19 protein-coding genes are annotated in these 23,729 nt (G+C 72.7%); 10 read left to right on the forward strand and 9 right to left on the reverse strand.

The annotated features are described in order from the left end of the window. Positions 1-350: 350 nt before the first annotated feature. Positions 351-842 (forward strand): Rv3235 family protein, encoded by a 492-nt coding sequence (locus tag ACPPVO_RS55835; RefSeq protein ID WP_426507766.1) that lies wholly within the window; start codon positions 351-353, stop codon positions 840-842. A gap of 1,004 nt (positions 843-1,846) precedes the next feature. Here the strand turns inward: ACPPVO_RS55835 and ACPPVO_RS55840 are convergent. Both ACPPVO_RS55840 and secA read right to left on the reverse strand, forming a co-directional pair. Next, positions 1,847-2,509, reverse strand: coding sequence for a hypothetical protein (locus ACPPVO_RS55840; protein ID WP_426507768.1), 663 nt, complete (start codon positions 2,507-2,509; stop codon positions 1,847-1,849). A gap of 179 nt (positions 2,510-2,688) precedes the next feature. Further along, positions 2,689-5,598, reverse strand: a complete 2,910-nt coding sequence (gene secA / locus ACPPVO_RS55845; RefSeq protein ID WP_426507770.1) for a preprotein translocase subunit SecA — start codon at positions 5,596-5,598, stop codon at positions 2,689-2,691. Between the two features lie 172 nt (positions 5,599-5,770). Between secA and ACPPVO_RS55850 the strand changes: the two genes are divergently transcribed. Genes ACPPVO_RS55850 through ACPPVO_RS55860 form a run of 3 tightly spaced genes read left to right on the forward strand, consistent with a single transcriptional unit; the run spans position 5,771 to position 9,146 of the window. Then, positions 5,771-6,919 (forward strand): GNAT family N-acetyltransferase, encoded by a 1,149-nt coding sequence (locus ACPPVO_RS55850; RefSeq protein WP_426507772.1) that lies wholly within the window; start codon positions 5,771-5,773, stop codon positions 6,917-6,919. Beyond that, entirely contained in the window at positions 6,916-7,968 is a 1,053-nt protein-coding gene (locus ACPPVO_RS55855) for a GNAT family N-acetyltransferase (protein WP_426507773.1), read from the forward strand. The genes ACPPVO_RS55850 and ACPPVO_RS55855 overlap by 4 nt, the downstream gene beginning before the upstream one ends. A 41-nt stretch (positions 7,969-8,009) precedes the next feature. Beyond that, positions 8,010-9,146 (forward strand): glycerophosphodiester phosphodiesterase, encoded by a 1,137-nt coding sequence (locus ACPPVO_RS55860; protein WP_426507775.1) that lies wholly within the window; start codon positions 8,010-8,012, stop codon positions 9,144-9,146. Between the two features lie 57 nt (positions 9,147-9,203). Here ACPPVO_RS55860 and hpf read toward each other — a convergent pair whose 3' ends face one another. From hpf to mtrA, 5 genes are all read right to left on the reverse strand, one after another. Then, on the reverse strand, positions 9,204-9,848 hold the full coding sequence (gene hpf / locus ACPPVO_RS55865; RefSeq protein WP_360378382.1) for a ribosome hibernation-promoting factor, HPF/YfiA family: 645 nt from the start codon (positions 9,846-9,848) through the stop codon (positions 9,204-9,206). A 334-nt stretch (positions 9,849-10,182) separates the two neighbouring features. Continuing rightward, positions 10,183-10,908 (reverse strand): ComF family protein, encoded by a 726-nt coding sequence (locus tag ACPPVO_RS55870; protein WP_426507777.1) that lies wholly within the window; start codon positions 10,906-10,908, stop codon positions 10,183-10,185. Between the two features lie 5 nt (positions 10,909-10,913). Beyond that, positions 10,914-12,821: an LpqB family beta-propeller domain-containing protein gene (locus ACPPVO_RS55875; protein ID WP_426507779.1), complete on the reverse strand. Its 1,908-nt coding sequence runs from the start codon at positions 12,819-12,821 to the stop codon at positions 10,914-10,916. Next, a complete protein-coding gene (gene mtrB / locus ACPPVO_RS55880) occupies positions 12,818-14,446 on the reverse strand; it encodes an MtrAB system histidine kinase MtrB (RefSeq protein WP_426514885.1) in 1,629 nt (542 codons plus the stop codon). Before mtrB ends, ACPPVO_RS55875 begins: the two co-directional genes overlap by 4 nt. Positions 14,447-14,492: 46 nt before the next feature. Then, positions 14,493-15,182 (reverse strand): MtrAB system response regulator MtrA, encoded by a 690-nt coding sequence (mtrA, locus tag ACPPVO_RS55885; RefSeq protein ID WP_223098678.1) that lies wholly within the window; start codon positions 15,180-15,182, stop codon positions 14,493-14,495. A gap of 140 nt (positions 15,183-15,322) precedes the next feature. Between mtrA and ACPPVO_RS55890 the strand changes: the two genes are divergently transcribed. The 5 genes from ACPPVO_RS55890 to ACPPVO_RS55910 are packed head-to-tail and all read left to right on the forward strand — an operon-like array spanning position 15,323 to position 20,508. Next, entirely contained in the window at positions 15,323-16,180 is an 858-nt protein-coding gene (locus ACPPVO_RS55890; protein ID WP_426507781.1) for a hypothetical protein, read from the forward strand. Next, positions 16,177-16,740 carry a DUF4129 domain-containing protein gene (locus ACPPVO_RS55895; protein ID WP_426507783.1) on the forward strand — a complete coding sequence of 188 codons (564 nt, stop codon included), beginning with the start codon at positions 16,177-16,179 and terminating at the stop codon, positions 16,738-16,740. The genes ACPPVO_RS55890 and ACPPVO_RS55895 overlap by 4 nt, the downstream gene beginning before the upstream one ends. Then, positions 16,737-18,170 carry a DUF4350 domain-containing protein gene (locus ACPPVO_RS55900; RefSeq protein WP_426507785.1) on the forward strand — a complete coding sequence of 478 codons (1,434 nt, stop codon included), beginning with the start codon at positions 16,737-16,739 and terminating at the stop codon, positions 18,168-18,170. Before ACPPVO_RS55895 ends, ACPPVO_RS55900 begins: the two co-directional genes overlap by 4 nt. Continuing rightward, positions 18,167-19,165, forward strand: coding sequence for an AAA family ATPase (locus ACPPVO_RS55905; RefSeq protein ID WP_426507787.1), 999 nt, complete (start codon positions 18,167-18,169; stop codon positions 19,163-19,165). The genes ACPPVO_RS55900 and ACPPVO_RS55905 overlap by 4 nt, the downstream gene beginning before the upstream one ends. Then, entirely contained in the window at positions 19,162-20,508 is a 1,347-nt protein-coding gene (locus ACPPVO_RS55910; protein WP_426507789.1) for a DUF58 domain-containing protein, read from the forward strand. The genes ACPPVO_RS55905 and ACPPVO_RS55910 overlap by 4 nt, the downstream gene beginning before the upstream one ends. Here the strand turns inward: ACPPVO_RS55910 and ACPPVO_RS55915 are convergent. After that, the gene (locus ACPPVO_RS55915) at positions 20,475-21,704 is read right to left on the reverse strand and encodes an MFS transporter (protein ID WP_426507790.1); all 1,230 of its coding nucleotides are present in this window, start codon (positions 21,702-21,704) and stop codon (positions 20,475-20,477) included. The genes ACPPVO_RS55910 and ACPPVO_RS55915 overlap by 34 nt on opposite strands. A gap of 92 nt (positions 21,705-21,796) precedes the next feature. On the opposite strand from ACPPVO_RS55915, the gene ACPPVO_RS55920 reads away from it, so the two are divergent. After that, positions 21,797-22,762, forward strand: coding sequence for a LysR family transcriptional regulator (locus ACPPVO_RS55920; protein WP_426507792.1), 966 nt, complete (start codon positions 21,797-21,799; stop codon positions 22,760-22,762). Here the strand turns inward: ACPPVO_RS55920 and ACPPVO_RS55925 are convergent. Then, positions 22,719-23,717 carry a stage II sporulation protein M gene (locus tag ACPPVO_RS55925; protein WP_426507794.1) on the reverse strand — a complete coding sequence of 333 codons (999 nt, stop codon included), beginning with the start codon at positions 23,715-23,717 and terminating at the stop codon, positions 22,719-22,721. The two genes, ACPPVO_RS55920 and ACPPVO_RS55925, sit on opposite strands and share 44 nt — an antisense overlap. Positions 23,718-23,729: the final 12 nt, after the last annotated feature.

Here is a 23,729-nt window from a genome sequence, read left to right on the forward strand (position 1 = left end):
CCGGCGGGACAACCCGCAGCGGTAGGACGCCCAGCACCGGCGCCAAAGTTCCCGGTGATGTCGTGGCTTTCAGCAAAGCTCCCGCACCGGAGTCCGGCGCCGTGCGGCCGCGCCGGGCGGGCCCGCGAGTCGAGGTGGTTCCGGCTCCGAGCGCCGAACGGGTCATCGGGATCGACCACATCTCGAGCGGGGAACGGGCCGGCCGCCCCCGTCGAGCTCGAGGCCCGGGGCGCCCCGGCGCCGCGGTCCGCGGACTGCCGGCACGCACCGGAGAGTCGGCCGTCATCCTGCGCCTGCCGCCGCCACTCGACCCGCCGATCGTCGACCGCCCGCCCGCACCGGTTGCCCTCATGCCCGCCTACTTCATGGACCCGCTGCCATTCGAGTGGCCGCCCGGCTCCACGGCGGCGGCCCGCGAGTCGGCCCGCGAGCCGGTCCGCGAACCTCGCCGCCCGGCACCGGTCGAGCCGCCGCGGACGCGGTCAGAGTCGTACCAGGCCGCCAAGAGGTTCGCGGCCCTGTGCGTGGAGATCCTCAACGGGTACCGCCCGCCGAGCCAGCTCCGACCGCTGACCCACCCGCACCGGCTGGGGGACGTCAACGACCAGATCATGCGCCGAACGGTAAGGGTCCGCATGAACCCCGGCCAGGCCGCGCGCAAGGGCAACCTGGTGCGCATCCGCCGGCTGCTCGTGACCGAACCCCTGGCCGGCATCGCCGAGGGCGTGGTCGTACTCGAGCACGGCACCTCCACCTGGGCCATGGCCGTCCGCTTCGAGAAGGCCAATCGCCCCGGCTTCGGAGTGTTCGGCTGGGTCTGCACCCTGGTCCAGGTCGTATAAGCCACCTCTCCCGCTACGGCGAGGTTCGGGCCGCCCCGGCACGGGGCGGGACGGCCCGGCCCCGCCGCCGCACCCGCCGCTCGCGCTCCGGGGAGGGACAGCAGCGAGCGGCGGCTCCGGAGAGCGGCCGTCCCGGATTCGGTGGGCCGGGACAGCCCTCTCCACGGCGGCCATCGCGCCCAATCGTGCCGGGGCGCGATGGCCGCCACCCCACCACGCGTTCCCCCGGTGTGCTCGGTAGCTGAACGAAGCGGCGGGCGCACTGGGCACCATCCCACCCCTTGGCGCGGCCGCCGCGGCCCGAATGGGCCCGGTCCGCGGCGGCCGCCTCGAACCGAAGACCCGCAACGACGAACGCGGTCCGCGTGATCCCACTCCACGACGAAAGCCTCGAACGAAACCAAACCGCCCACTGCCGGCGCGGCCGCCAGAGTCCTGAGTGAGCCGGGTCCACGCCGCTTGCACAGAGACCTACCGCCACGAACGCGGCCGCCGCGGCTCGAGTGGGCCCGATCCGCGGCGACCGCCTCGAACGGACCAACCGGCCCATCGCGAATGCGGCGGGGCGTCTGGGCACCACCCTTTGCTGCTTCTCGGTTGGGTGCTGCCCGCAGCGACCGCCTCCGCTTACACAGAGACTCACCGCCACGAACGCGGCCGTCGCACTCCCCCAGAGCTCTTGCGGCGGCCGCCCCTCACCTCGCCGACCTATTCACTCGTAATGAACACGCCGCCAGCTCGGCCCGCCGTGGGGAACATTCGCCGCACCTGGCCGGGGTTGTCGCCATCAGGTTGGACAGAGCGGCACGGCATGGTGCTGCACGTCGCAGCAAGGGCAGTTGCCCGCTTGGTCGGTATCCCATGTAGGTCCGGCCGGAGACGTGGCCGCGCCGGCGTGTACGGCGGCCGGACGCTCGGGCGGACGCAAGCCGAAAAGCAAAAGAGCGAAGAGCTTCAAATTTCTAAGGGAGGAAAAGCAATAATTTGAGCTGGGTCCGGGGCGTCTACGAACGCGACTTGTTGCCGTGGTTGCGCGCCGTCGGGGTTGAAAAGCGGGCCGTCGCCCGCACGGTCGCGATCGGGCTTCGCGCACGGATCTGCAGCGAGCGCGCGCTCGCGGTCCGTCGCGACACGGTGATCTGTGGTGCGTCGCCACATGGTCGGCTACAGCCCACGACTCTCCCTGCAGACGAAATGGCGGACCTCAGCGCCCGCCGTTTTCGTCGCGACCGACGGGTGACACGCCTCCGCGCGACGGAGGCGGCCTCGATCGCTGATGGATCGTCCGTATTGCCCTTCACCAAGCAGGACAAAGTCCAGACATGAAGGGCTCCGCCGACAACGCGCGGCCGGAACGAACACGAGCGGTGGACGCCAGCCGCCCGACCGGCGCGAACACGAACAGCCGACACCCGCGGCGACCCGACCAGCACGGACACGAACACGAACACGAACACGAACACGAACACGAACACGAACACGAACAGCCGACGCCAGCACAGACGCCAACCGGAACGGACACGGACAGCCGACACCCGCGGCGACCCAACCAGCACGAACACGAACACGAACACGAACAGCCGACGCCAGCACAGACGCCAACCGGAACGGACACGGACAGCCGACACCCGCGGCGACCCAACCAGCACGAACACGAACACGAACACGAACAGCCGACGCCAGCACAGACGCCAACCGGAACGGACACGGACAGGCGAACGCCAACAGCGACCGACCGGCGCGCACGCGAACGGGCGCAAGCCGGGTGACGCCAAGGCCGGGAACGAAAGCAGCGGGCGTCCCCCTCCACAGGGGAACGCCCGCTTACTTCAAACGACAGCGCCGGTCAGGCCGGGCCGCCCGGGGCGCCGTGGCAGCGCTTGTACTTCTTGCCCGAGCCGCACGGGCACGGGGCGTTGCGCGACGGGCCGTTGCTCGCCGCGGCCTGGCCCGGGGACGGCTTGCGCGCGCCTGCGTTCGGGGCCGGAGGGCCCGAGCGGCGCGTGGTCGGCGACGGGCGCTGGCCCGCCGTTGCGCCGTTGGCGCCTAGGCCTAGGGCCGGGGCCTGCTCCTGCTCGATGACCACCCCGGCCTCGCCGGCGGCGCCGTCGATGGCGGGGGCGGAGTACTGCAGGGCTCGCGGCGCGCGGTTGCCGCCGAGGCCCTTCGCTCGGATCTCGACGTGCGACTCCGGGAGGGGCACGGACAGGGCGTCGACCTCGTCGTCGGGGGCGGCGGTCTCCTCGACCGCCTCCTCGACGTGGACCTCGAGGTTGAACAGGAAGCCGATCGCCTCTTCCTTGATGCCTTCCTGCATCTGCTGGAACATGTCGAAGCCCTCGCGCTGGTACTCGACCACGGGGTCGCGCTGCGCGTAGGCCCGCAGGGTGATGCCCTCCTGCAGGTAGTCCATCTCGTAGAGGTGCTCGCGCCACTTGCGGTCGATGACGTTGAGCAGCACCTGGCGCTCCAGCTCGCGGACGGCCTCGGCGCCGAGCTCCTCCTCGCGGCGGTCGTAGGCGGCGTGGGCGTCCTCGATGAGCTGGACGCGCAGGAACTCGGGGTCGAGCTGGCCGCCCGCCTCCTCCTCGAGGTCCTCGATCGTGACGCCGACCGGGTACAGCTGCTTGAGGCTGGTCCACAGCTGCTCGAGGTCCCAGTCCTCGGCGGTCTCGCCGAGGGAGGTGGCGCCGACGACGTAGGCGCCGACGACGTCGTCGACCATGCGGCGGACCTGGTCGCTGAGGTCCTCGCCGTCGAGGACGCGCTTGCGCTCGGCGTAGATGACCTTGCGCTGCTTGTTGAGGACCTCGTCGTACTTGAGGACGTTCTTGCGGATCTCCGCGTTCTGCGCCTCGATCTGGGTCTGCGCGCTCTTGATCTGGCGCGTGACCATCTTCGACTCGATCGGGACGTCCTCGGGGATGTTGAACCGGTCCATGACCGCCTCGACCGCGCTGGCGCGGAAGCGGCGCATGAGCTCGTCCTGCAGCGAGAGGTAGAAGCGCGACTCGCCCGGGTCGCCCTGCCGGCCGGAGCGGCCGCGGAGCTGGTTGTCGATGCGGCGCGACTCGTGCCGCTCGGTGCCGAGCACGTAGAGGCCGCCGACGTCGGTGACCTCGTCGGACTCCTCCTCGACCAGCTTCTCGAACTCGGGCAGGATCTCGGTGAACGCCTTCTCGTACTCCTCCGGCGTCTCCTCCTCCGTGACCCCGCGCTGGCGCAGCTCGGCGTTGGCGAGGTACTCCGCGTTGCCGCCGAGCAGGATGTCGGTGCCACGGCCGGCCATGTTCGTCGCGACCGTCACCGCGCCCTTGCGGCCGGCCTGCGCGATGATCTCCGCCTCTTTGGCGTGGAACTTCGCGTTGAGCACGGCGTGCGGGACGCCCTTGCGGCGCAGCAGCTGGGAGAGCAGCTCGGACTTCTCGACGGAGACGGTGCCGACGAGGATCGGCTGACCGAGGCTGTGGCGCTCGACGATGTCCTCGACGACGGCGTTGTACTTGGCCTTCTCCGTCTTGTAGATCACGTCGGGGTGGTCCAGGCGGATCATCGAGCGGTGCGTCGGGATGGAGACGACGCCCACGCTGTAGACCTTGTTGAACTCGGCGGCCTCGGTCTGCGCCGTACCGGTCATGCCGGAGAGCTTGGCGTAGAGCCGGAAGAAGTTCTGCAGCGTGATCGAGGCGAGGGTCTGGTTCTCCTGCTTGATCTCGACGCCCTCTTTGGCCTCGATGGCCTGGTGCATGCCCTCGTTGTAGCGCCGGCCGTGCAGGATGCGGCCGGTGAACTCGTCGACGATGAGGACCTCGCCCTCGTTGACGACGTAGTCCTTGTCGCGCTTGTAGAGCTCCTTGGCCTTGATCGCGTTGTTGAGGTATCCGACCAGGGGCGTGTTCACCGACTCGTACAGGTTGTCGATGCCCAGCTGGTCCTCGACCTTTGTGACGCCGCCCTCGGTGACGGAGATGGTCCGCTTCGACTCGTCGACGTCGTAGTCGGCCTCGCCCTCCTTGCCCCGCTTGAGGCGGTTCACCACGCGGGCGAACTCCTGATACCAGCGGGCGGACTGCTCGGCCGGGCCGGCGATGATCAGCGGGGTGCGGGCCTCGTCGATGAGGATCGAGTCGACCTCGTCGACGATGGCGAAGTTGTGGCCCCGCTGCACGAGCTCGTCACGCGACCACGCCATGTTGTCGCGCAGGTAGTCGAAGCCGAACTCGTTGTTCGTGCCGTAGGTGATGTCGCACTCGTAGGCGGCCTTGTGCGCACTGGAGGGCTGGTTCGGCAGCACCGTGCCGACGCTGAGGCCGAGGAAGCGGTGGACGCGCCCCATCCACTCGGCGTCGCGCTGGGCGAGGTAGTCGTTGGTCGTGACGACGTGGACGCCCTTGCCGGACAGCGCGTTGAGGTATGCCGGGAGTACACAGGTCAGGGTCTTGCCCTCACCGGTCTTCATCTCGGCGATGTTGCCGTAGTGCAGGGCCGCGCCGCCCATGATCTGCACGTCGTAGTGGCGCTGGCCGAGCACCCGGGAGGCCGCCTCGCGCGCGACCGCGAACGCCTCCGGCAGGATGTCGTCCAGCGTCTGACCGTCGGCGAGCCGCTCCTTGAACTGTTCGGTCATGCCGGCGAGCTCTTCGTCGGTCAGGTCGGCATACTCGTCCTCCAGCGAGTTGACGGCGTCGGCGACGGCCTTCAACTTGCGTAGCATCCGGCCCTCGCCGGCGCGAAGGATCTTCTCGAAAATCGACACGGGTCAGCGCTCCCTCAAACGTCTGCGACCCATCGTAGGCGGCTTTCCCGGCGACCTGCCGCCCCCGCCCGGCTACTCTTCGGACACGGGGCCCTAAATACTGACAAATCACCCGAGGTACCGCGGAAATATCCGCCTCAGGGCCCCGACCGATACGGCAGGATCGGCGTTCATGGACCCGATCGAACTCGCCACCGGCGACGGGCTCGTCCTGCGCGCCTGGCAGCCCGAGGACGCCGAGGACGTGTTCCGCGCGTGCCAGGACCCGCTCATCCAGCGCTGGACCCTCGTACCCGTCCCCTACCGGCCCGAGCACGCCGAGGACTTCACCGGCGCGGTCACCCGGGCGGCGTGGGCGGCCCAGACCTCGGCCCCGATGGGGGTCTTCGACGCCCGCACGGGTGACCTGCTCGGCTCGTCGGGCCTGGTCGTGCTGGACCGGGCGGGCGGCGCCGCGGAGGTCGGCACCTGGGTGGCGCCCTGGGCGCGGGGCCGGCGGGTCGCCGAGCGGGCCGGGCGGGCGGTGGCGCACTGGGCGTTCGAGGTGCTGCGGCTGCGCCGGCTGACCTGGCGCGCCGAGGTCGGCAACCACGCCTCCCGGCTGACCGCCGAGCGGATCGGGTTCACCTTCGACGGGGTCGTGCGCGCCGGGCTGCCTGTGCGCGGCGGCGGCTTCGCCGACGGCTGGCAGGGCGTCCTGCTGCCCGGCGAGGTCTGCGACACGCCCCCGGCCTGGGTGGCGCCCGGTGGCCCGGGCGCGCGGCGGGCCCATGCATTCAGCCACCCGCCCGAGCGCCTGCCGGCCGGGACGTGCACGCTGCGGGGCCTGCGCGAGAGCGACCTCGACGACGTCGTGGCCACCTTCCGCGACCCGGGCACCGTGCAGTGGACCTCGATCCCGCTGGACTACCGCCCCGAGCAGGGCCGCGACTTCATCCGCCACGCGTACCCCGCGATGTGGCTGCGCGGCACCGGCGCCGGGTTCGCCTTCGCCGACCGCGACGACCGCTTCGCCGGCACCGTCGACCTGCGCATCAACGTGCTCGACCCGGTGACCGCCGAGGTCGGGTACTCGGCGGCGCCCTGGGCGCGCGGGAAGGGGTACACCACGGAAGCGGTGCGGGCGGCCTGCGCCTACGGCTTCGAGCGCCTCGCCCTGGGTCGTATCGTGTGGCGCGCCCACGTGGGCAACGACGCGTCCCGCCGGGTGGCGGAGAAGGTGGGGTTCCGGGTGGAGGGCGTGCAGCGCGACAGCTGCGTCCAGCGCGGCGAGCGCGTGGACGGCTGGGTGGCGACCCTGCTGCCGGGCGACCTCGCGTGAACATCCTCCTGCGCGCGTGGCGCACCGGGGACGCCGCGGCCATCGCCGCCGCCTGCAACGACCCCACGACGCGGCGGTACCTCCCGCTGCTCCCGGCCCCCTACACCGAAGCGGACGCCCTGGACTTCATCGAGCGGGGCGTCAACGAGCGCGCGGTCGTCGACGGCGACTCCGGCGAGGTGCTCGGCTGCGTCGGCTTCGTGCCGCGCGGGCACGGCGTCGCCTCGGCCGGCTACTGGGTCGCCCCCGAGGCGCGTGGCCGCGGCGTCGCCTCGACCGCGCTCGAGCGGCTCGGCACGGAGCTGTTCGAAGAGCGTTTCCAGCGGTTGTACCTCGAGATCGAGGCGGAGAACATCGCCAGTCAGCGGGTCGCGGTGGCGGCCGGCTACGTGCGCGAGGGCGTGGCGCGCGGGGCGGGCAAGCGGCCGGACGGCTCGCGGTACGACATGGTGGTCTGGGCACGGCTCGCCGGCGACCCGCCCGGACCGAGCCCGCGGGCGCTGCCCGATCTGCCCGGGGGCCGGCTCACCGACGGCGTGGTGACCCTGCGGCCCATCGGCCCCGGCGACGCCACCCCGACGTACAACATGCGGATCCTGCCCGAAGTGAGCGGCCGATCCGTCGTGGCCACACCCATGGACCCGGCCGTCGTCGCGCGCCAGTGCGCCGAGTCCGGCTCGCGGTGGCTGGCCGGGCAGCGCGCCGAGATGACGATCCGCCGGTCCGACGACGGGACGTACCTCGGCGAGATCGCGCTGTTCTACTTCGAGCCCGTGCTGCGCGAGGCGATGATCGGGTACAGCCTCGTGCCGGAGGCGCGCGGGCACGGGTACGCCACCCGGGCCGCCCGTCTGGTGACCGACTGGGGCTTCGAGATCGGCATGGCGCGGATGGTCGCGGGCACCGCCACGGACAACGTCGCCTCCCAGCGGGTCCTGGAGGCGGCCGGCTACCACCGCGAGGCGGTGCAGCTCCAGCGGCTGCCCGGGCCGGACGGCGAGCGCATCGACAACGTCGCGTTCGCCAAGGTGCGCCCGGCGGCCACCTGATCGTCATGTGACGTTGCCATCGGACCTCTTTCGTAAGGTCCATGCGTCGACGTGCAGTGATTTCCGGGGTGGGCGCCGCCGCCGGTGCGGCCGTGCTGCCCGCCGCCCTCATCAGCCCCGCCTACGCCTCCGACACCTCGGCCGACATCCGGGCCGACCGGGACCACCACCGCCCGGCCCGCCCGCTCGTGATCGGCCACCGCGGGGCCAGCGGGCACCGCCCCGAGCACACGCTGGCGTCCTACCGCCTCGCCATCGACCTGGGCGCGGACTTCATCGAGCCCGACCTCGTGCCGACCAAGGACGGCCAGCTCGTGGCCCGCCACGAGAACGAGATCGGCGGCACCACCGACGTCTCGACCAGGCCGCAGTTCGCCTCGCGCAAGACCACCAAGACGGTCGACGGCGTCGCGGTGACGGGCTGGTTCACCGAGGACTTCACGCTCGCCGAGCTCAAGGCCCTGCGCGCGGTCGAGCGGCTGGCCACGGTGCGCGCGCACAACACCATCTACAACGGCCTGTTCCAGGTGCCGACCTTCCAGGAGGTCATCGACCTCGCCCGCGAGGAGGGCCGCCGGGTCGGGCGCACGATCGGGGTGTACCCCGAGACCAAGCACCCCACGTACTTCAACTCGATCGGCCTGGCCCTGGAGCCGCTGGTCGCCCGGGTCCTCAAGCGCAACGGCCTGGCCGGGCGCAACGCGGCCGTGTTCCTGCAGTCCTTCGAGCCGACCAGCATCAAGAAGCTGCGCGGTCTCGTCGACACCCCGTCGGTCGTGCTGCTCGACGCGGCCGGGCAGCCGTTCGACTTCCGGACCAGCGGCGACCCGCGCACCTGGGCCGACCTCGCCAAGCCCGCCGGCCTGGACTACCTCAAGGCGTTCACCGACGGCGTCGGCGCGACCAAGAACCTGGTCATCGCCCGGGACGCGGCCGGCAACCTGCTGCAGCCCACGCCGCTGATCGCCGACGCGCACGTGCGCGGGCTGAAGGTCCACGCGTGGACGTTCCGCAACGAGAACCAGTTCCTGCCGCTGAACCTGCGCACCGGCGAGGACCCCAATGCGTGGGGCAACATCCTCGAGGAGGTCAGGGTCTTCCTGGCCGCGGGCCTCGACGGCGTCTTCGCCGACTACCCGGACACGGCCGTGCTGGCCCGCGACCTGTTGGTGCGGTAGGTCCGGCTTCGGTGGGCGCCCAGGCACCGGGCGCCCACCGAGGCACGGTCCGCTGTCCTACACCCCGAGGCTCATGACGCCGTAGTCGTACGCCCGGCGGCGGTAGACGACGCTGGGACGCCCGGATTCCTTGTCGTTGAACAGATAGAAGTCGTGGCCGAGCAGTTCCATGTGGAATAGCGCGTCGTCCACGGTCATCGGCTCACCGGGGTGTTCCTTCTCGCGCACGATGTGCCACGGCTGGTCGTCGGCGTCCTCGATGAGATCGAAGCCCTCGCCGCGCCCGGCCTGGGCCGTCTCGGTCATCGTCGCGATCGCGCCGGCGTTGTACCGCTCGGGTGGCGTGAATGCGAGCGACGCGGTCGCCTCGGCCACGGAGACCGGCGCGTGCCGGCCCCGATGAACTCTGCGGCGGTCGGCGGCGCGGCTCAGCCGGCTGTCCAGTTTGCCGATCGCGGTGTCCAGGGCGCTGTAGAAGTCGGCGGCGCAGGCCTCGGCCCGGATCACCGGACCACGTGAGTAGCACGTGATCTCGACGCGCTGGCAGTGATCGGATTGGCGCGGATTGCGCTCGTGAAACAACTCGACGTCGACGCGGATGAGCTTGTGGTCGTAGCGCTCGATCTTCTGCAGCTTGTCAGCGACATGCTGCCGGTAGTGGTCGGGCACCTCGACGTTGCGGCCCTTGACGACGATGTCCACTCCTGACCTCCCCCACGGGTTCTTCCAAAAGAAACGGGTTCGGGTTTCGGTTTCGAGACTCGGCCGGAACAGCGCCTCCCCAGAGGTTGAGCCCCACGCGGTACGCGACCGAAACAGCGGGTGTCAGGTCCTCCCTTCGCGGCCTCCCCGCCGTGGCGCGCCGGGAGCGCCGCCGTGGCGAGCATTGGTCGTCTCTCGACGTTAAACCGCTGACAGCCGCTAGTCACCCCTGGTTCAGAAGAACTGCGCCTTCGCTTGCCGAAACCCACCCCCGGGGACTACCCCACGCTGCGCGCCAAGTAACTTTCCGTACAAATCGGGCTTAATTCGTGTTCTATCGCTGACGTTGCGTAGCGCCCATCCGTGTTCGCTGGGTGGCGGCGATGACGGCGGCCCCGTCGGCCCGGAGTCCCGCCTCCGCGAGCCGCCGTGCCGCCGCGGCGAGGGTGGCCCCGGTGGTGAGGATGTCGTCCACGAGTACGACCGCGGCCCCGTCGCGGTTCACCCGGGCCCGTAGCGCCGCCGCCCGCCGCGGCCGCAGGGCGAACGCGTGCCGGGCCGCCGCGGCCCGCTGGGCCGCCGTGAGCTCCGCCGAGTCGTCGCGCCGCGGCCGGGCCGTCAGCGGCCGCGCGATCGCGACCCCGGGCCGGCCCCGCGCGGCCACCCGGGCCAGCCGCAGCACGTGGTCGCCGTGGCGGCGCCGCACGGCCGCGGCGGTCGCAGGGACGGGCACCAGCACCACCGGCGCCCCGTCGGCGGCCCGGTCCACCACACGGCCGAGGAGCCCGCCGAGGCAGCCGGTCAGCTCGTGGCGGTTCTCCTCCTTGTACTGCACGATCGCCCGCCGCACCGAGCCCGCGTACGCCGCCAGCGCGTAGGTCGCGGGCAGCCCCGCCGGCGCCGGGTCGGGCCGGGTGCGCCGCGGCCGGGCGCGCTCCATCGCCGTGCGGCACCGCTCGCACAGCGCCCGCGCCGAGGGCTCGTCGCACCCGGCGCACGTGGCCGGCAGCACGAGGTCGACAAGCGAGTCGAGCAGGCCGCGCCAGGCCCCGTCCGGCATTGGGGTCAGTCCGCGATGAACGGGGCGGTCCCGGTGACGCCCGTGTTCGACGGCGAGGCCTCGCTCGTGGCCTGCAGCGCCTCGCTGCTGCTGGAGTACAGCCGATAGGCCACCTGGTTCGCCTCGTAGAGGACGGGGTAGTCCAGCGGGAAGCCGGGGCGGTTGACCCGGACCACCAGCTCGGTCACGTCCCACGCCGCGTCGGTGCGGGAGATGGGCGGCAGCGGCTCCTCCTGCGCGCCGTCGATGGTCACGGCCACGAGGTTGTACTTCGGCCCGTTGTTGTTGGGGCCGATCGGGTGCACGGACCGGGGCGTCGGCTTGCCGCCGACCACGAGGGAGGTCTCCGTGAGCCAGCCGACCGCCTGGTTGTCGCCCAGCGAGGTCGCCACCACCTGCACGGGCGTTCCGATGCTGAACTTGTTGATGTCCTTGTCGAACATGAGGGGCGCCACCATCAGCACCCGGCCGGAGATGAACGCGATACGGCTGCCCTCGGGCGCCACCGCGAACGCCGTGATCGCCGCGGTCGAGAGCGGCGCGCTGAGCTCGACCGCGTCGAACTCCTTGCCGTCCTCGGTCCGGCTCACCAACAGCCGGCTGCCGTCGGAGACCATCAGCCGCTTGACCGGGTAGGTGATGTACGCGGGCCGGCTCAGCCGCGCCCCGGAGACGCCGGAGTCGGCGTACCTCGGGCCACCGCCGACCGACAGGTCGGGCGCATAGACGAAGAGCCGCTGCTCGGTCCGGCCCTGCACGGTCACCTTGCACACCAGCGCGGCCCGGGTGCCCTGCCGGTTGATGGCCGCGGACACCACCTGCTGGTTGCGGCCGCCCAGCGCGAACATCGGGTTCTCGGGGGTGCCCGGCCCCACGGTCTGGCTGCGCACGGCATCGTTGACCACGAGGTAGCGCTGCGTCTGGTCCACCTGCGAGGCCTCGACGGTGGCGTTGTCGTCGAGATAGCCCTCCGAGTCCGCCGCGATGTCCTGCGTCTCGATGGTCAGCTTCACCGGCTTGTGGTCGGGCAGCGACCAGCGGATCTGCCGCGCCAGCCGGTTGAGATCGTCCTTGCTTTGCGCGGTCGCCTTGCCGCGGAGATCCACCTTGACGTCGGCGTCCTCGAGGACCGGGTTGTCCTTCACCGCGAACGATTCAGACCACTTCTGCACCACGGGAGCCACCAGCGGCGAGGGCGTCCCGTTCTGCAGCCAGCGCAGCGTCTCGGCCACCTGCTTGGCCCGCGACAGCGTGCTGGGCATGTACCGCAGGTCCGGCACCAGCCGCGGGTTGTCCGGCCCGGCGCTCCAGTAGTAGATGGGCTGCTGCGTGTACCAGCTCCGCAGCCCCGACTCGCTGATGTATACGTAGTCGGCCGGCACGTCCTGGAAGCGGCGCTGGCCGCCGACGAGCACCGTGGTGTACACCGCCGGCTGCAGGGGCCCGCCCGTCCAGCGACTGACCATGCCGTACTCGTTCAGGGTGCCCAGCGGGTCGAGCGCCAGCGTAACGGTGTCCTGGCCGTTGCCGGTGCCGACCAGCTTGATCTCCGCCGGGTCGCGCACGATGACCACGCCCGCCTTCGCGGGCTTCCAGCTGCCGCGCTTGGACGGGATCATGTACTCCCGCATCCGGTCGAGCGCCTCCTTGTTGGCGTCCTCGGCCCCGTCGCCGCCCAGGTTGGCCCCGACCGACGCCTGCAGGAACGACTCGACGAGCTGCTCGGTGCCGAGCCCGTCGGCCGGGCTCGGCGGCGATTTCTGCCCGCCCTGCGCCGAGCCCGGGCTCTGCGCCGGCCCCGCGAGCTTGGGGTCGGTCTGCGAAGGCAGGCCACACCCCCCGGCGCCGGCGAGCACGGACGCCGTCGCGACCACGGCCAGCAAGCGCCGCAGCCGCACTGTCACACCGGTCATGGGGTCTCACCGATCAGGGCGGCCTCGTCGGCGCGGGCGTCGTCCGGGACGAGCCGCAGCGGCGAGGACACCAGCCGGTCACCGCTGCGCGCCGGCAGCGTCAGGCGGAACTGCGCCCCCTTGCCGGTCGCGCCCCAGGCCTCCAGCCAGCCGCCATGCAGCCGGGCGTCCTCCAGGCTGATCGACAGGCCGAGGCCGGTGCCGCCGGTCTGCCGGGCGCGCGACGGGTCGGCGCGCCAGAACCGGTTGAACACGAGCTTCTCCTCCCCCGGTTTGAGCCCGACGCCGTGGTCGCGGACCGTCACGGCGACCGCCGAGCCGTCGGCGGCCAGGGTGACCACGACCGGCTTGCGCTCGCCGTGCTCGACGGCGTTGCCCACGAGGTTACGCAGCACGCGCTCGACCCGGCGCGGATCGACCTCGGCGATGACGTCGCCCTCGGGCACGACGACCTTCAGCTCGACCTTGCACCGCTCGGCGAGCGACGTGAGCTGGTCGGTGACGCGCCGCACGACGGGGACCAGGTCGGTGGGCTCGGCGTCGAGCGCGGCGAACCCGGCGTCGAACCGGCTGATCTCCAGCAGGTCGGTGAGCAGGCCCTCGAACCGGTCGAGCTCGGCCTGCAGCAGCTCGGCGCTGCGCGCCGCGGCCGGCTCGAACTCGTCGCGGGAGGCGAAGAGCAGGTCGGCCGCCATCCGCACGGTCGTCAGCGGCGTGCGCAGCTCGTGCGACACGTCGGACGTGAACCGCCGCTGCAGCCGCGACATCTCCTCCAGCCGCACGATCTGGCGCTGGAGGTTGGCGGCCATCTGGTTGAAGGCGGCGGCGAGCCGCGCCAGGTCGTCCTCCCCCCGCACCACCATGCGCTGGTCGAGCAGGCCGGCCGAGAGCCGCTGGGCGGTGCGCGCGGCGACCCGCACGGGCGTGACCACCAGGCGGGTCATCATGGCCGCGATGAGCGCGAGCAGCGCGACGAGCGCGATGCCGGTGCCGGTCACCACGGCGCCGGTGAACCGGACGAGCTCGTCCTCGGTTTTCAGGGGGATCACGTAGTACAGCTCGATCGGCACCGTGCCGACCGCCACGGGCGTGCCCATCACGAGGTACTTCTGCACCCCGTCGCCGATGTCCAGCGTCGCGATCTGCTGGTAGGTGCCGCCCTTCGGCCCGGCCACGAGCGCCCGCAGCCCGCTGAGCTGCGGGTCGTCCATGACGTCCGGGTTGCGGGTCGGCGGCCACGACGCGTTGAGGCCACCGCTGTGGCGCAGCATGACGACCTCGGCCTGCTGGTTGTTGACCGAGCCGTAGAGCTGGGTGACCACGTTGCGCAGGCTCGGCGGCAGGCTGGGGTCCTCGGGCTGGGTGAAGCCGGCGAGCTCGCGCATCGCGTAGCCGGCCCCGCTGTCGATCATCGTTTTGGATTGTTCGAGCTTGCCCTGCAGCACACTGTTGCTGATGAGCGAGGCGACCGTGTAGCTGAAGGCCAGCACGAGCGCGGCGGAGAGCGACAGGGTGATGCCGACGACCCGTAACTGCAGCGAGCGGCGCCACTGCCGGCGGGCGACGGCCCAGAGCCGGCGCAGGCGGCGGCTAACCGCCTGCGGGAGCAGCCGCCTGGGTCGCAGGCGGCGCGCCTGCACGAAGATCGGGTCGATACGCACCACGGTCGGCCTAACCGGTCCCGGCCTTGTAGCCGACGCCGCGCACGGTCAGGATGATCTCCGGCTTCTCGGGATCGGGCTCGATCTTGGCCCGCAGCCGCTGCACGTGGACGTTGACCAGGCGCGTGTCGGCCGCGTGGCGGTAGCCCCAGACCTGCTCGAGCAGCACCTCGCGGGTGAACACCTGGCGCGGCTTGCGCGCGAGCGCGACCAGCAGGTCGAACTCGAGCGGGGTCAGCTTGACCTCTTCGCCGTCGCGCATCACGGTGTGCGCCGGCACGTCGATGGTGATCTGGTTGCCCGGAGGCCCTATGGTCAGCAGCTCCGGCGCCACGTCCTCGCCCCGGCGCAGCCGCGCGCGCATGCGGGCGACGAGCTCCTTGGGCTTGAACGGCTTCATGACGTAGTCGTCGGCCCCCGACTCCAGGCCCAGCACCACGTCGACCGTGTCGCTCTTGGCGGTGAGCATCACGATCGGCACGCCCGACTCGGCGCGAATGGACCGGCACACGTCGATCCCGCTCATGCCGGGCAGCATCAGGTCGAGCAGCACGATGTCGGGGCGGGTGTCCCGGAACGCGGCGAGAGCGCGCTCACCGTCGGCGACGAATGATGGTAGGAAGCCCTCGCTGCGCAGGACGATGCCGAGCATCTCGGCGAGGGCGGGGTCGTCGTCGACCACCAGGACGCGGGCTCTCATGCGATCCAATATTTCACCTCGGCGCCCGAGTTTGGGAACCCGACCGCCGATCATGGATTTTTCGCGTCCGATAGTGTCGATACAGTAACCGTGAGTGATCAGGCCTCCCGAAGTCGCATGAGCCGACTACGGTGTCCGGCGTGGAGGAGACCCGGGCCGTGATACCGATGCGTCCACTCACCTTCGGTGAGCTGCTCGACGCCGCCGTGTCGCTCCTGCGCGCCCAGGCCCCGCTGCTGCTCGGCGCCGCGTTCGTGCTCGCCGCGGTCCAGCAGGTGCTGCTGTATCCGCTGCGCGAGTGGGCCCACATGCGGCCACCCGCCTACTGGCTCGTCCTCGACGACTATCCGGCCCAGTCCTGGCTGGTGTTCTGCGTCTCAATGGCGCTCGAGGCCGGTGTGCTGAGCCTGCTCGGCGGGTTCGCGGGCGCCGCGGCCGGCCCGGGCCTGCTGGGCCGCAAGGTCCGCGGGCGCGACCTGCTGCGCCAGGTGCTGCGCCGCGCGCTGCCGCTGCTCGTGATCGCGGCGCTGACCGCCGCCCTGATCTTCGCCACCTCGCTCGTGCTGATGCTGCCCTGGCCCCTGCTCTTCGGGCTGCTCGGGCTGGCCCCGCCCGCCCTGGTGGTGGACCGCATCGGGCCGTTCCGAGCCGTCGGCCGCTCGTTCAAGCTCGCCGGGCGCGGGCTGCGGGGCGTGTTCATCCGCGTCGGGGGGTACATCAGCTGGGCGGCCATCCGCCTGGCGCTCGGCCTCGGCGGCGCGGCGCTGCTGGAGATCTGGCTGCGGCCCTACGGGACGGGCTACGCGATCGCCATGATCGCCGTCTGGACGATCGTCGACACGGTGGCCTACGCCGCGCTCGCCTGCATCGACGCGGTGCTCTACATCGAGGTCCGGATGCGGGTCGAGGGCCTCGACGTGGCCATCGGCCGGCTGCGGCGCCTGAACCGCCCGATCGACCTGGCGGGCTCCGTCATCCTCGGGGCGGCGGTGCGATGACCAGGGGCTGGGCGACCTTCCTGCAGGCCGTCGACGACTGGATCGGCGTGCCCCTGGCGGCGGTGCTGCTGCTCGTGGCCGCGCTCGCCTTCGGCCTGCTGTACTACTTCTACCCCCGCTGGATCCCGAAGCGCTTCCCGCGCCTGCGCCTGGGCCGCCAGCGCAAGGGCAGGGAGCAAGAGCAGCAGCTCGACGTCGACCTCGGCCCCGACGACGAGCCGGAGGCCGAGCCGTCCGCCGGCGAGGCGGTGCCGGAGCTGCCGGCCCACGTCTTCGCGTCGCTGGCCGACCGGCTCGCCGCCGAGGGCCGCTATGCCGAGGCGGTCCGCGAGCGGCTCCGGGCGATGGTCCGCGGGCTCGTCGAGCGCCACGTCATCGAGCACCAGCCCGGGATGACCGTCACCGAACTGGCCCGCGCGGCGGGGGCGGCCCGGCCGGCCGTCGCGGCGCCGATGAGCAGCGCCTCCGGGATCTTCTCCGACATCTGGTACGGCGAGCGCCCCGCCACCGCCGAGCACGACGGCCGCATGCGGGAGCTCGCCGCGGAGGTCGGCCGATGACGACAGCGACGACGACGCCCGCGGCGACGGTGCCGCCCGCACCGGCCGCGAAGCCCCGGAAGGCGCGCAACCGGCGGTGGCTGCGGCTGGTGCTGCCGCCCGCGGCCGTGCTCCTGCTGATGCTCGTGGGCACGCTGGTGTACCAGTGGGGCGAGCCGAACGCCGAGGACGAGGCCTTCCTGTCGCCCGGCAGCCGGGACGGCATCGGGGCCGCCGACCTCGCCGGCCGGGTGCGCCAGGCCGGCGTCGACATCGTCATCGAGCACAAGAGCTCCGACGCGCTCGTCGCGGCCTACGGCGGCAACGCCACGCTGCTGATCACCACGCCGCAGCTGATGCACAAGTACTACCTGCGCATGCTCAAGGTGCTGCCCGCCACCACCCGGGTGGTGATCGTCGAGCCCGGCTCCGCCACCATCGCCGAGGGGCTGCTGCCGATGCAGGGCACGGCCCGCAACTACATCGCGAAGACCGCCGCGCCCGGCTGCGACTACGCGCCCGCGGCCCGGGCCGGGACGGCGGCGGTGGTGCGCACCCGCTACGGCCCCCTCGACCCGGACCTCGGCCGCGAGGTCGCACGCTGCTACGACGACTCGCTGGTGGTGTACCAGCGGGCGGGCGTCAACGTCACGGTCGTGGGCTCGACCGACCCGTTCCGCAACGACCGCATAGGTGAGCACGGCAACGCGAAGCTGGCCACCGGGCTGCTCACCGGCGCGCCGCGGCTCATCTGGCTCGACCTGCACCGGCGCGAGCCCCCGCCCGGGATCACCGACGACCCCGGCCTCGCGGGCGCCCCGGGCGCGCCGCCGTCGCTGCGCCCGGTCGACCCGTCCAACCCCGGCGACCCGCGCGACACCGATTTCCCCCAGGCGGGCCGGGGCGCCACCCCCAACCCGCCGCAGCCGGGCAACGGCAAGAACGAGGAACCCCGGCCGCCGGACGACCCGCCCAACCCGCTCTGGAGCGCGTTCCCGCCGTGGACGTACGTCGCGACCGCCCTCGCCGTGCTGGGCGTCGTCGCGCTCGCGGTGGCGATGGCCCGGCGCCTCGGCGCGCCCGTGGTCGAGCCGCTGCCGGTGGTCGTGCGCTCCAGCGAGACCGCGATCGGCCGGGGCCGGCTCTACCAGCGCGCGAAGGCCCGCGGGGAGTCGCTGCAGGTGCTGCGCGACGCGGCCGTGGTCCGGCTGACCCGGCTGCTGCGCCTCGACCCCGACGTCGAACGGCCGGTGCTCATCGAGGCGGTCGCGGCCAGCAGCGGATGGCCGCCGCCCGCGGTCGAGCACACGCTGTTCGGGCGGCCGCCCGACACCGACGACGAGCTGGTCGCCGCGGCCGTGAGCCTCGAGCAGCTCGTCAACGCCGTCACGACCGAACAACCCGGAGCGCAGCCGGCCCCGGCCGCCCCATTCGAAGGAGAGCCACGGTGACCGACATCGCCACCCCGCTGATCGAAGGCTCGCCCGAGGCCGGCGCGCAGCAGGCCCGGGCCGCGCTCGGGCGCCTGCGCGCCGAGGTGGGCAAGGTCGTCGTCGGGCAGGACGCGGTCGTGACCGGCATGGTCATCGCGCTGCTGGCCCGCGGCCACGTGCTGCTGGAGGGGGTGCCCGGCGTCGCCAAGACGCTGCTCATCCGCACCATCGCGGCCGCCCTCGACCTCGACGCCAAGCGGGTCCAGTTCACCCCCGACCTGATGCCCGGCGACGTCACCGGCTCGCTGATCTTCGACGCCCGCAGCGCGGAGTTCCAGTTCCGCGAGGGGCCGGTCTTCACCAACCTGCTGCTCGCCGACGAGATCAACCGGACCCCGCCGAAGACCCAAGCCTCGCTGCTGGAGGTCATGGAGGAGCGGCAGGTGTCGGTCGAGGGCATCGCGCGGCCGCTGCCCGACCCGTTCCTGGTCGCCGCGACGCAGAACCCGATCGAGTACGAGGGCACGTATCCGCTGCCGGAGGCCCAGCTGGACCGGTTCCTGGTCAAGCTGACGGTCCCGCTGCCGACCCGCGACGAGGAGATGGGCGTCCTGCGCGCGCACCACCAGGGCTTCGACCCGCGCCGGCTGCGCGAGGCCGGGGTGCAGGCCGTGGCCACCGCGACCGACCTGGCCCTCGGGCGCGCCGCGGTGCAGCGGGTATCGGTGGCCGACGGCGTGCTGGCGTACATCGTCGACCTGTGCCGGGCGACCCGGGTCTCGCCGTCGCTGGAGCTGGGCGCGTCCCCGCGCGGGGCGACGGCGCTGCTGGCCGCGTCCAAGGCGTGGGCCTGGCTGACCGGGCGCGACTACGTGACCCCGGACGACGTCAAGGCCCTGGCCCGCCCGGCGCTGCGGCACCGGGTGCGCCTGCGGGCCGAGGCCGAGCTCGAGGGCGTCACCACCGACAACGTGCTCGAGTCGGTGCTGGCCACCGTCCCGACCCCGCGATGATCACCTGGCGGGCGGCGGCACTGCTCGGCGGCGGGGCGGTCGTCATCGCGCTCGCCGGGGCCATCGTGGGCGGCTCGATCTCGGCGCCCTGGCTGTGGGTCGCGGCCGGGCTGCTGGTGCTCGCCGTCGCCGCCGCGTGCGTCGTGGACTGGCTCAACGCCGCCTCGCCGAAGCTGCTGCGGGCGAGCCGCACCGGCGACCAGTCGCTGTGGCTCGGCGAGACCGGCCGGGTGACCCTGCTGCTGCAGAACCGCTCCGACCGGGTGCTGACCGGGCGGGTGCGCGACGCGTGGGTGCCCTCCGCCGGGGCCACGCCCACGATGCACGACGTGCGGATCGAGCCGGGCCGCACGGTCGGCGTGACCACCACGCTCACCCCGACGCGGCGCGGCGACCGGCCGGCCGTGCGGGTGCTGGTGCGCTCGGTCGGGCCGTTCGGGCTGATGTACCGCCAGACGAGCCGGCGGGCCGCGGACCGGCTCACGCCGTCGTGGCGGCTGCGGGTGTACCCGCGCTTCCACAGCCGCCGCCTGCTGCCCGAGAAGCTCTCCCGCCTGCGCGTGCTGGACGGCTCCGTGGTGACCCGGGGCCGCGGCCAGGGCACCGAGTTCGACACGCTGCGCGAGTACGTGGTCGGCGACGACGTGCGCTCGATCGACTGGCGCGGCAGCGCCCGCCGCTCCGACATCGTGGTGCGCACCTGGCGGCCCGAGCGCGACCGGCGCCTGGTGTGCGTGCTCGACACCGGCCGCACCTCCGCCGCCCGCATCGGCGACGAGCCCCGCCTCGACGCGGCCATGGACGCCGCGCTGCTGCTCGCCTCGGTCGCCGCCCGCGCCGACGACCGCGTCGACCTGCTCGCCGTGGACACCGCCGTGCGCGCCTCGGTCACCAACGTCGACAAGCGCACGCTGCTGTTCCGCCTGGTCACCACCATGGCCCCGCTCGAGCCGGCCCTGGTCGAGACCGACTTCGGCCTGGTCGCGGGCGAGGTGCTGCGCCGCGAGCGCAAGCGGGCCCTGGTCGTGCTGTTCACCGCGCTGGAGCCCGGCGCGCTCGGCGAGGGCCTGCTGCCGGTGCTGCCCCAGCTGGCCGCCCGGCACAAGCTGATCGTCGCCGCGGTGCACGACCCGGAGCTGACCCGGATGGCCCACGTGACGCCCGACGCGACCCCGTCCGACGTGTACGCCGCGGCCGCCGCCCAGCGCGCGCTGGCCGAGCGCGACCGGGTGGCCGCGGCGCTGCGCCGGCACGGGGTCGAGGTCGTGGACGCCCCGGCCGATGAGTTCGCCTCCCGCCTGACCGACCACTACCTCGCGCTCAAGCACACCGGCCGGCTCTGATCCTGCAGCTTCGGCAGCAGCAGCGGCGTGCCGAGGATCAGCAGGCCCACGACCGCGATCGCCGTGCGGGGGCCGGTGACGTCGGCCAGCACGCCGCCGAGCGCGGTCAGCAGCGCGATCGCGGCGCTGCTGCCGATCGACCAGGCCGACAGGGTGCGGGCCGCCCGCTCCTTCGGGATCTCCTCGAGCCGGTACGTGGCCAGGACCGGGTTGTACAGACTCATGCTGACGATGATCGCGAGCTCGACCGCGATCACCGTGGCCAGCCCGGCCGGCCCGGGCCCGACGAACGCGAGCCCGACCAGCCAGACCGCGCGCAGGGTGCCGACCACGCGCACGACCCGCCGGCGGCCGTACCGCGCCACGACCCGCGGCGCGAGGCGCGAGCCCACCAGGCCGCCCAGGCAGGGGGCGGCGAAGGCGAGGCCGTACTGCCACGGCGCGAACCCGAGCTGCCGGAGCAGGAGCACGGCCAGCAGCGGCTCGGTGGCCATGATCAGCCCGCCCACGAGCAGCTGGTTCGCGTAGAGCGCGCGCAGGCCGGGGTGGCTCAGCAGGTACCGCCAACCGTCGAGGAGCTCGCCGAGGCCCGTCCGGCGGGCGGCGCGCACCGGGGGGTCCTCGCGGTCGCGGATCGCCGCGATGCCGAGCGCGGACAGCAGGTAGCTCAGCGCGTCGGCCACGATGCTGGTGACCGGCCCGAACAGCCCGACCGCGGCGCCGCCGAGCGGGGGCCCGACCGCGATGGAGCTCCAGTTCGTGGACTCGAACCGCGCGTTGGCCACGAGGAGGTCCTCGGGCCGCACCACCGTCTTGAGGTAGGCGCCGCTCGCCGCGCCGAAGGCGATCCTGGCCGCCGCGACGACCGCCGAGACGGTCAGGAGCTGCGCGAAGGTCAGCCGGCCGAGGGCGTACGCGATCGGCACGGTCATCATCGCCGCGAACCGGGCCAGGTCCATGGCGATCATCGCCGGCCGCTTGCGGCGGAACTCCACCCACGGCCCGAGCGGCAGCGCGATCAGCGCCCCGACCGCGGGGCCCATCGCCGACAGCGCGGCCACCTGCCCCGGGCCGGCGTGCAGCGCGAGGACCGCGATGAGCGGCAGGGCGCCGAAGCCCAGCCCGGAGCCGTACGCGCTTACCGCGTACGCCGCCCACAACCACCCGAACCGCGCACCCAGACTCCGCCTCGCCACGCCGGGGATCACAGCAGAATCGGCACTGGGCAGGCAAACAACGCGGCCGGCGGCGCGCCACAACGTCCCGTTGTACACATAGGGTCGGCGGCGTGGATCTCGACGCCGTGCGCACCTTCGTCGCCGCCGCCGACGCCGGGCGGTTCCAGGAGGCCGCGGCCGAGCTCGCGATCACGCAGCAGGCGGTCTCCAAGCGCATCGCCGCGCTCGAGCGCGACCTGAACGTGCGCCTGTTCACCCGCACGGCGCGCGGCGCCCGGCTCACCGCCGACGGCCAGGCGTTCCTGCCCCACGCCCGGGAGCTGCTGCGGGTAGCCGAGCGCGCCGACGCCTCCGTGCGCCCCGGGCGCCGGGCCCTGCGCGTCGACGTCGTCAACCGGCGGATCGCGGCGGCCGTCCTGCTGCAGGATTTTTATCGGGTGTGCCCGCAGATCGACCTTGACGTCGTGACGCTGGCCGGGGACGTCGACACGGCCGCCGCCGCCGTCGGGGCCGGGACGGTCGACGCGACCTTCCACGCCGTGCCGGGGCCCGACCACCGCCTGCCGGACGGGATCGGGGCCGCCCACGTGCTCGACGAGCCGCACGAGCTGCTCGTCGGGCCGCGCCACCCGCTCGCCGACGCCGCCGCCGTGACGCCCGCGGAGCTGGCCGGGCACCGCATCCGGATGCCGGGGCTGGCCGCCGGCACCGAGTGGGGCGCCTACTACGACGAGCTCGCCGCCGTCTTCGGGCTCACCATCGACGTGGTCGGGCCGATCTTCGGCAACGAGGCGCTGCTGGCCGAGATCGCCGCCTCCGCGGACGTGGCGACGCTGGTCGGGGCGGGCTCGTGGTACATGTGGCCGGACGCCTACGACCTGCGCCGCGTCCCGGTGCGCGACCCCGCGCCGGTGTACCCGATGTCGCTGCTGTGGCGGCTCGACAACCCGCACCCGGCGCTCGGCCGGCTGCGCTCCTACCTGCAGGGCCGCCGCACCCGCCCGGACGGCGAGGTCTGGACGCCCACCTGGGTCAGGCGGCCGGGAGCGACTCCTGGGCGATCTCTCCCTCGATAGCGGCGGTGGCGCCCTCCAGGTGGGCCCGGCGGCCGAGGATGAAGACGTACGCCAGGAACGCCGCCCAGACCACGAAGCCGATGAAGTCCCGCACGATGTACGGCAGCATGCTCGCGGGCGTCACGAACGCCTCCAGCAGGCCGCTGACCAGGAGGACGGCCACGAGCCCGAGGGCGACGAGCATGCCCTCCATCGCCGTCTCGGCCAGGGCGCGGCCGCGGGTGCGCAGCGGGCCCGGGGCGACCCAGGACCAGCCGATGCGCAGGCCCACGCCGGCGCCGATGAACACGGCGGTCAGCTCCAGCAGGCCGTGCGGGACGATCAGCCCGAAGAACGTGTCGGTGCGGCCGTACGCGATCATCACCCCGCCGATGAGCCCGACGTTGAGGGCGTTCTGGAACAGCAGGTACACCACCGGGAAGAACACGACGCCGGAGGCGAGACACTCGCCGGTGAGCAGCGCGTTGTGGGTCCAGACGCGCAGGAACTGGTTCTGCGGCAGGTACTGGCTGTAGTACCCCTCGAACTGGTTGTTGACCAGGTCGCCGATCTCGCCGTCGGACATGAAGTACCCGGCCACGTCGGGGTTGGCCGCCACGTAGGCCATGAGGGAGAACGTGAACAGCGAGAAGACCGTCGCCACCCCGCACCACCAGGGCCAGGCGCGGTACACCGCCAGCGGGAAGGTGTGCGTGAAGAAGCGGACGACCGTGGCCGGCGAGAACGAGGGCGCGCCGGTGAGCGCGTTGCGTCCGCCGAGTACCAGGCGGGACAGGCGCGCGACCAGGATCGGCTCGGGCGAGCGGCTGCGGATCAGCGACAGGTGGGTCGCGGCGCGCTGGTACAGAGCGACGAGCTCGTCCGCCTCGGCGGCGCCGAGCTTGCGCCGCTTCGACAGCTCCTCGAGCCGCCGCCATTCGGCGTTGTGCTCGCCCACGAAGGCGTCCAGGTCCACTCCGGCAGCGTA

Origin of the sequence: Dactylosporangium sp. McL0621 (assembly GCF_049995355.1) — a bacterium.
Taxonomy (GTDB): Bacteria; Actinomycetota; Actinomycetes; order Mycobacteriales; family Micromonosporaceae; genus Dactylosporangium.

Excerpts from the sequence above, each read along its gene's own strand:
- ACPPVO_RS55835 (WP_426507766.1), top strand. The coding sequence starts at position 351 with ATGCCCGCCTACTTCATGGACCCGCTGCCATTCGAGTGGCCGCCCGGC.
- ACPPVO_RS55850 (WP_426507772.1), top strand. The coding sequence starts at position 5,771 with ATGGACCCGATCGAACTCGCCACCGGCGACGGGCTCGTCCTGCGCGCC.
- ACPPVO_RS55860 (WP_426507775.1), top strand. The coding sequence starts at position 8,010 with ATGCGTCGACGTGCAGTGATTTCCGGGGTGGGCGCCGCCGCCGGTGCG.
- ACPPVO_RS55870 (WP_426507777.1), bottom strand. The coding sequence starts at position 10,908 with ATGCCGGACGGGGCCTGGCGCGGCCTGCTCGACTCGCTTGTCGACCTC.
- ACPPVO_RS55875 (WP_426507779.1), bottom strand. The coding sequence starts at position 12,821 with ATGACCGGTGTGACAGTGCGGCTGCGGCGCTTGCTGGCCGTGGTCGCG.
- mtrA (WP_223098678.1), bottom strand. The coding sequence starts at position 15,182 with ATGAGAGCCCGCGTCCTGGTGGTCGACGACGACCCCGCCCTCGCCGAG.
- ACPPVO_RS55895 (WP_426507783.1), top strand. The coding sequence starts at position 16,177 with ATGACCAGGGGCTGGGCGACCTTCCTGCAGGCCGTCGACGACTGGATC.
- ACPPVO_RS55900 (WP_426507785.1), top strand. The coding sequence starts at position 16,737 with ATGACGACAGCGACGACGACGCCCGCGGCGACGGTGCCGCCCGCACCG.
- ACPPVO_RS55910 (WP_426507789.1), top strand. The coding sequence starts at position 19,162 with ATGATCACCTGGCGGGCGGCGGCACTGCTCGGCGGCGGGGCGGTCGTC.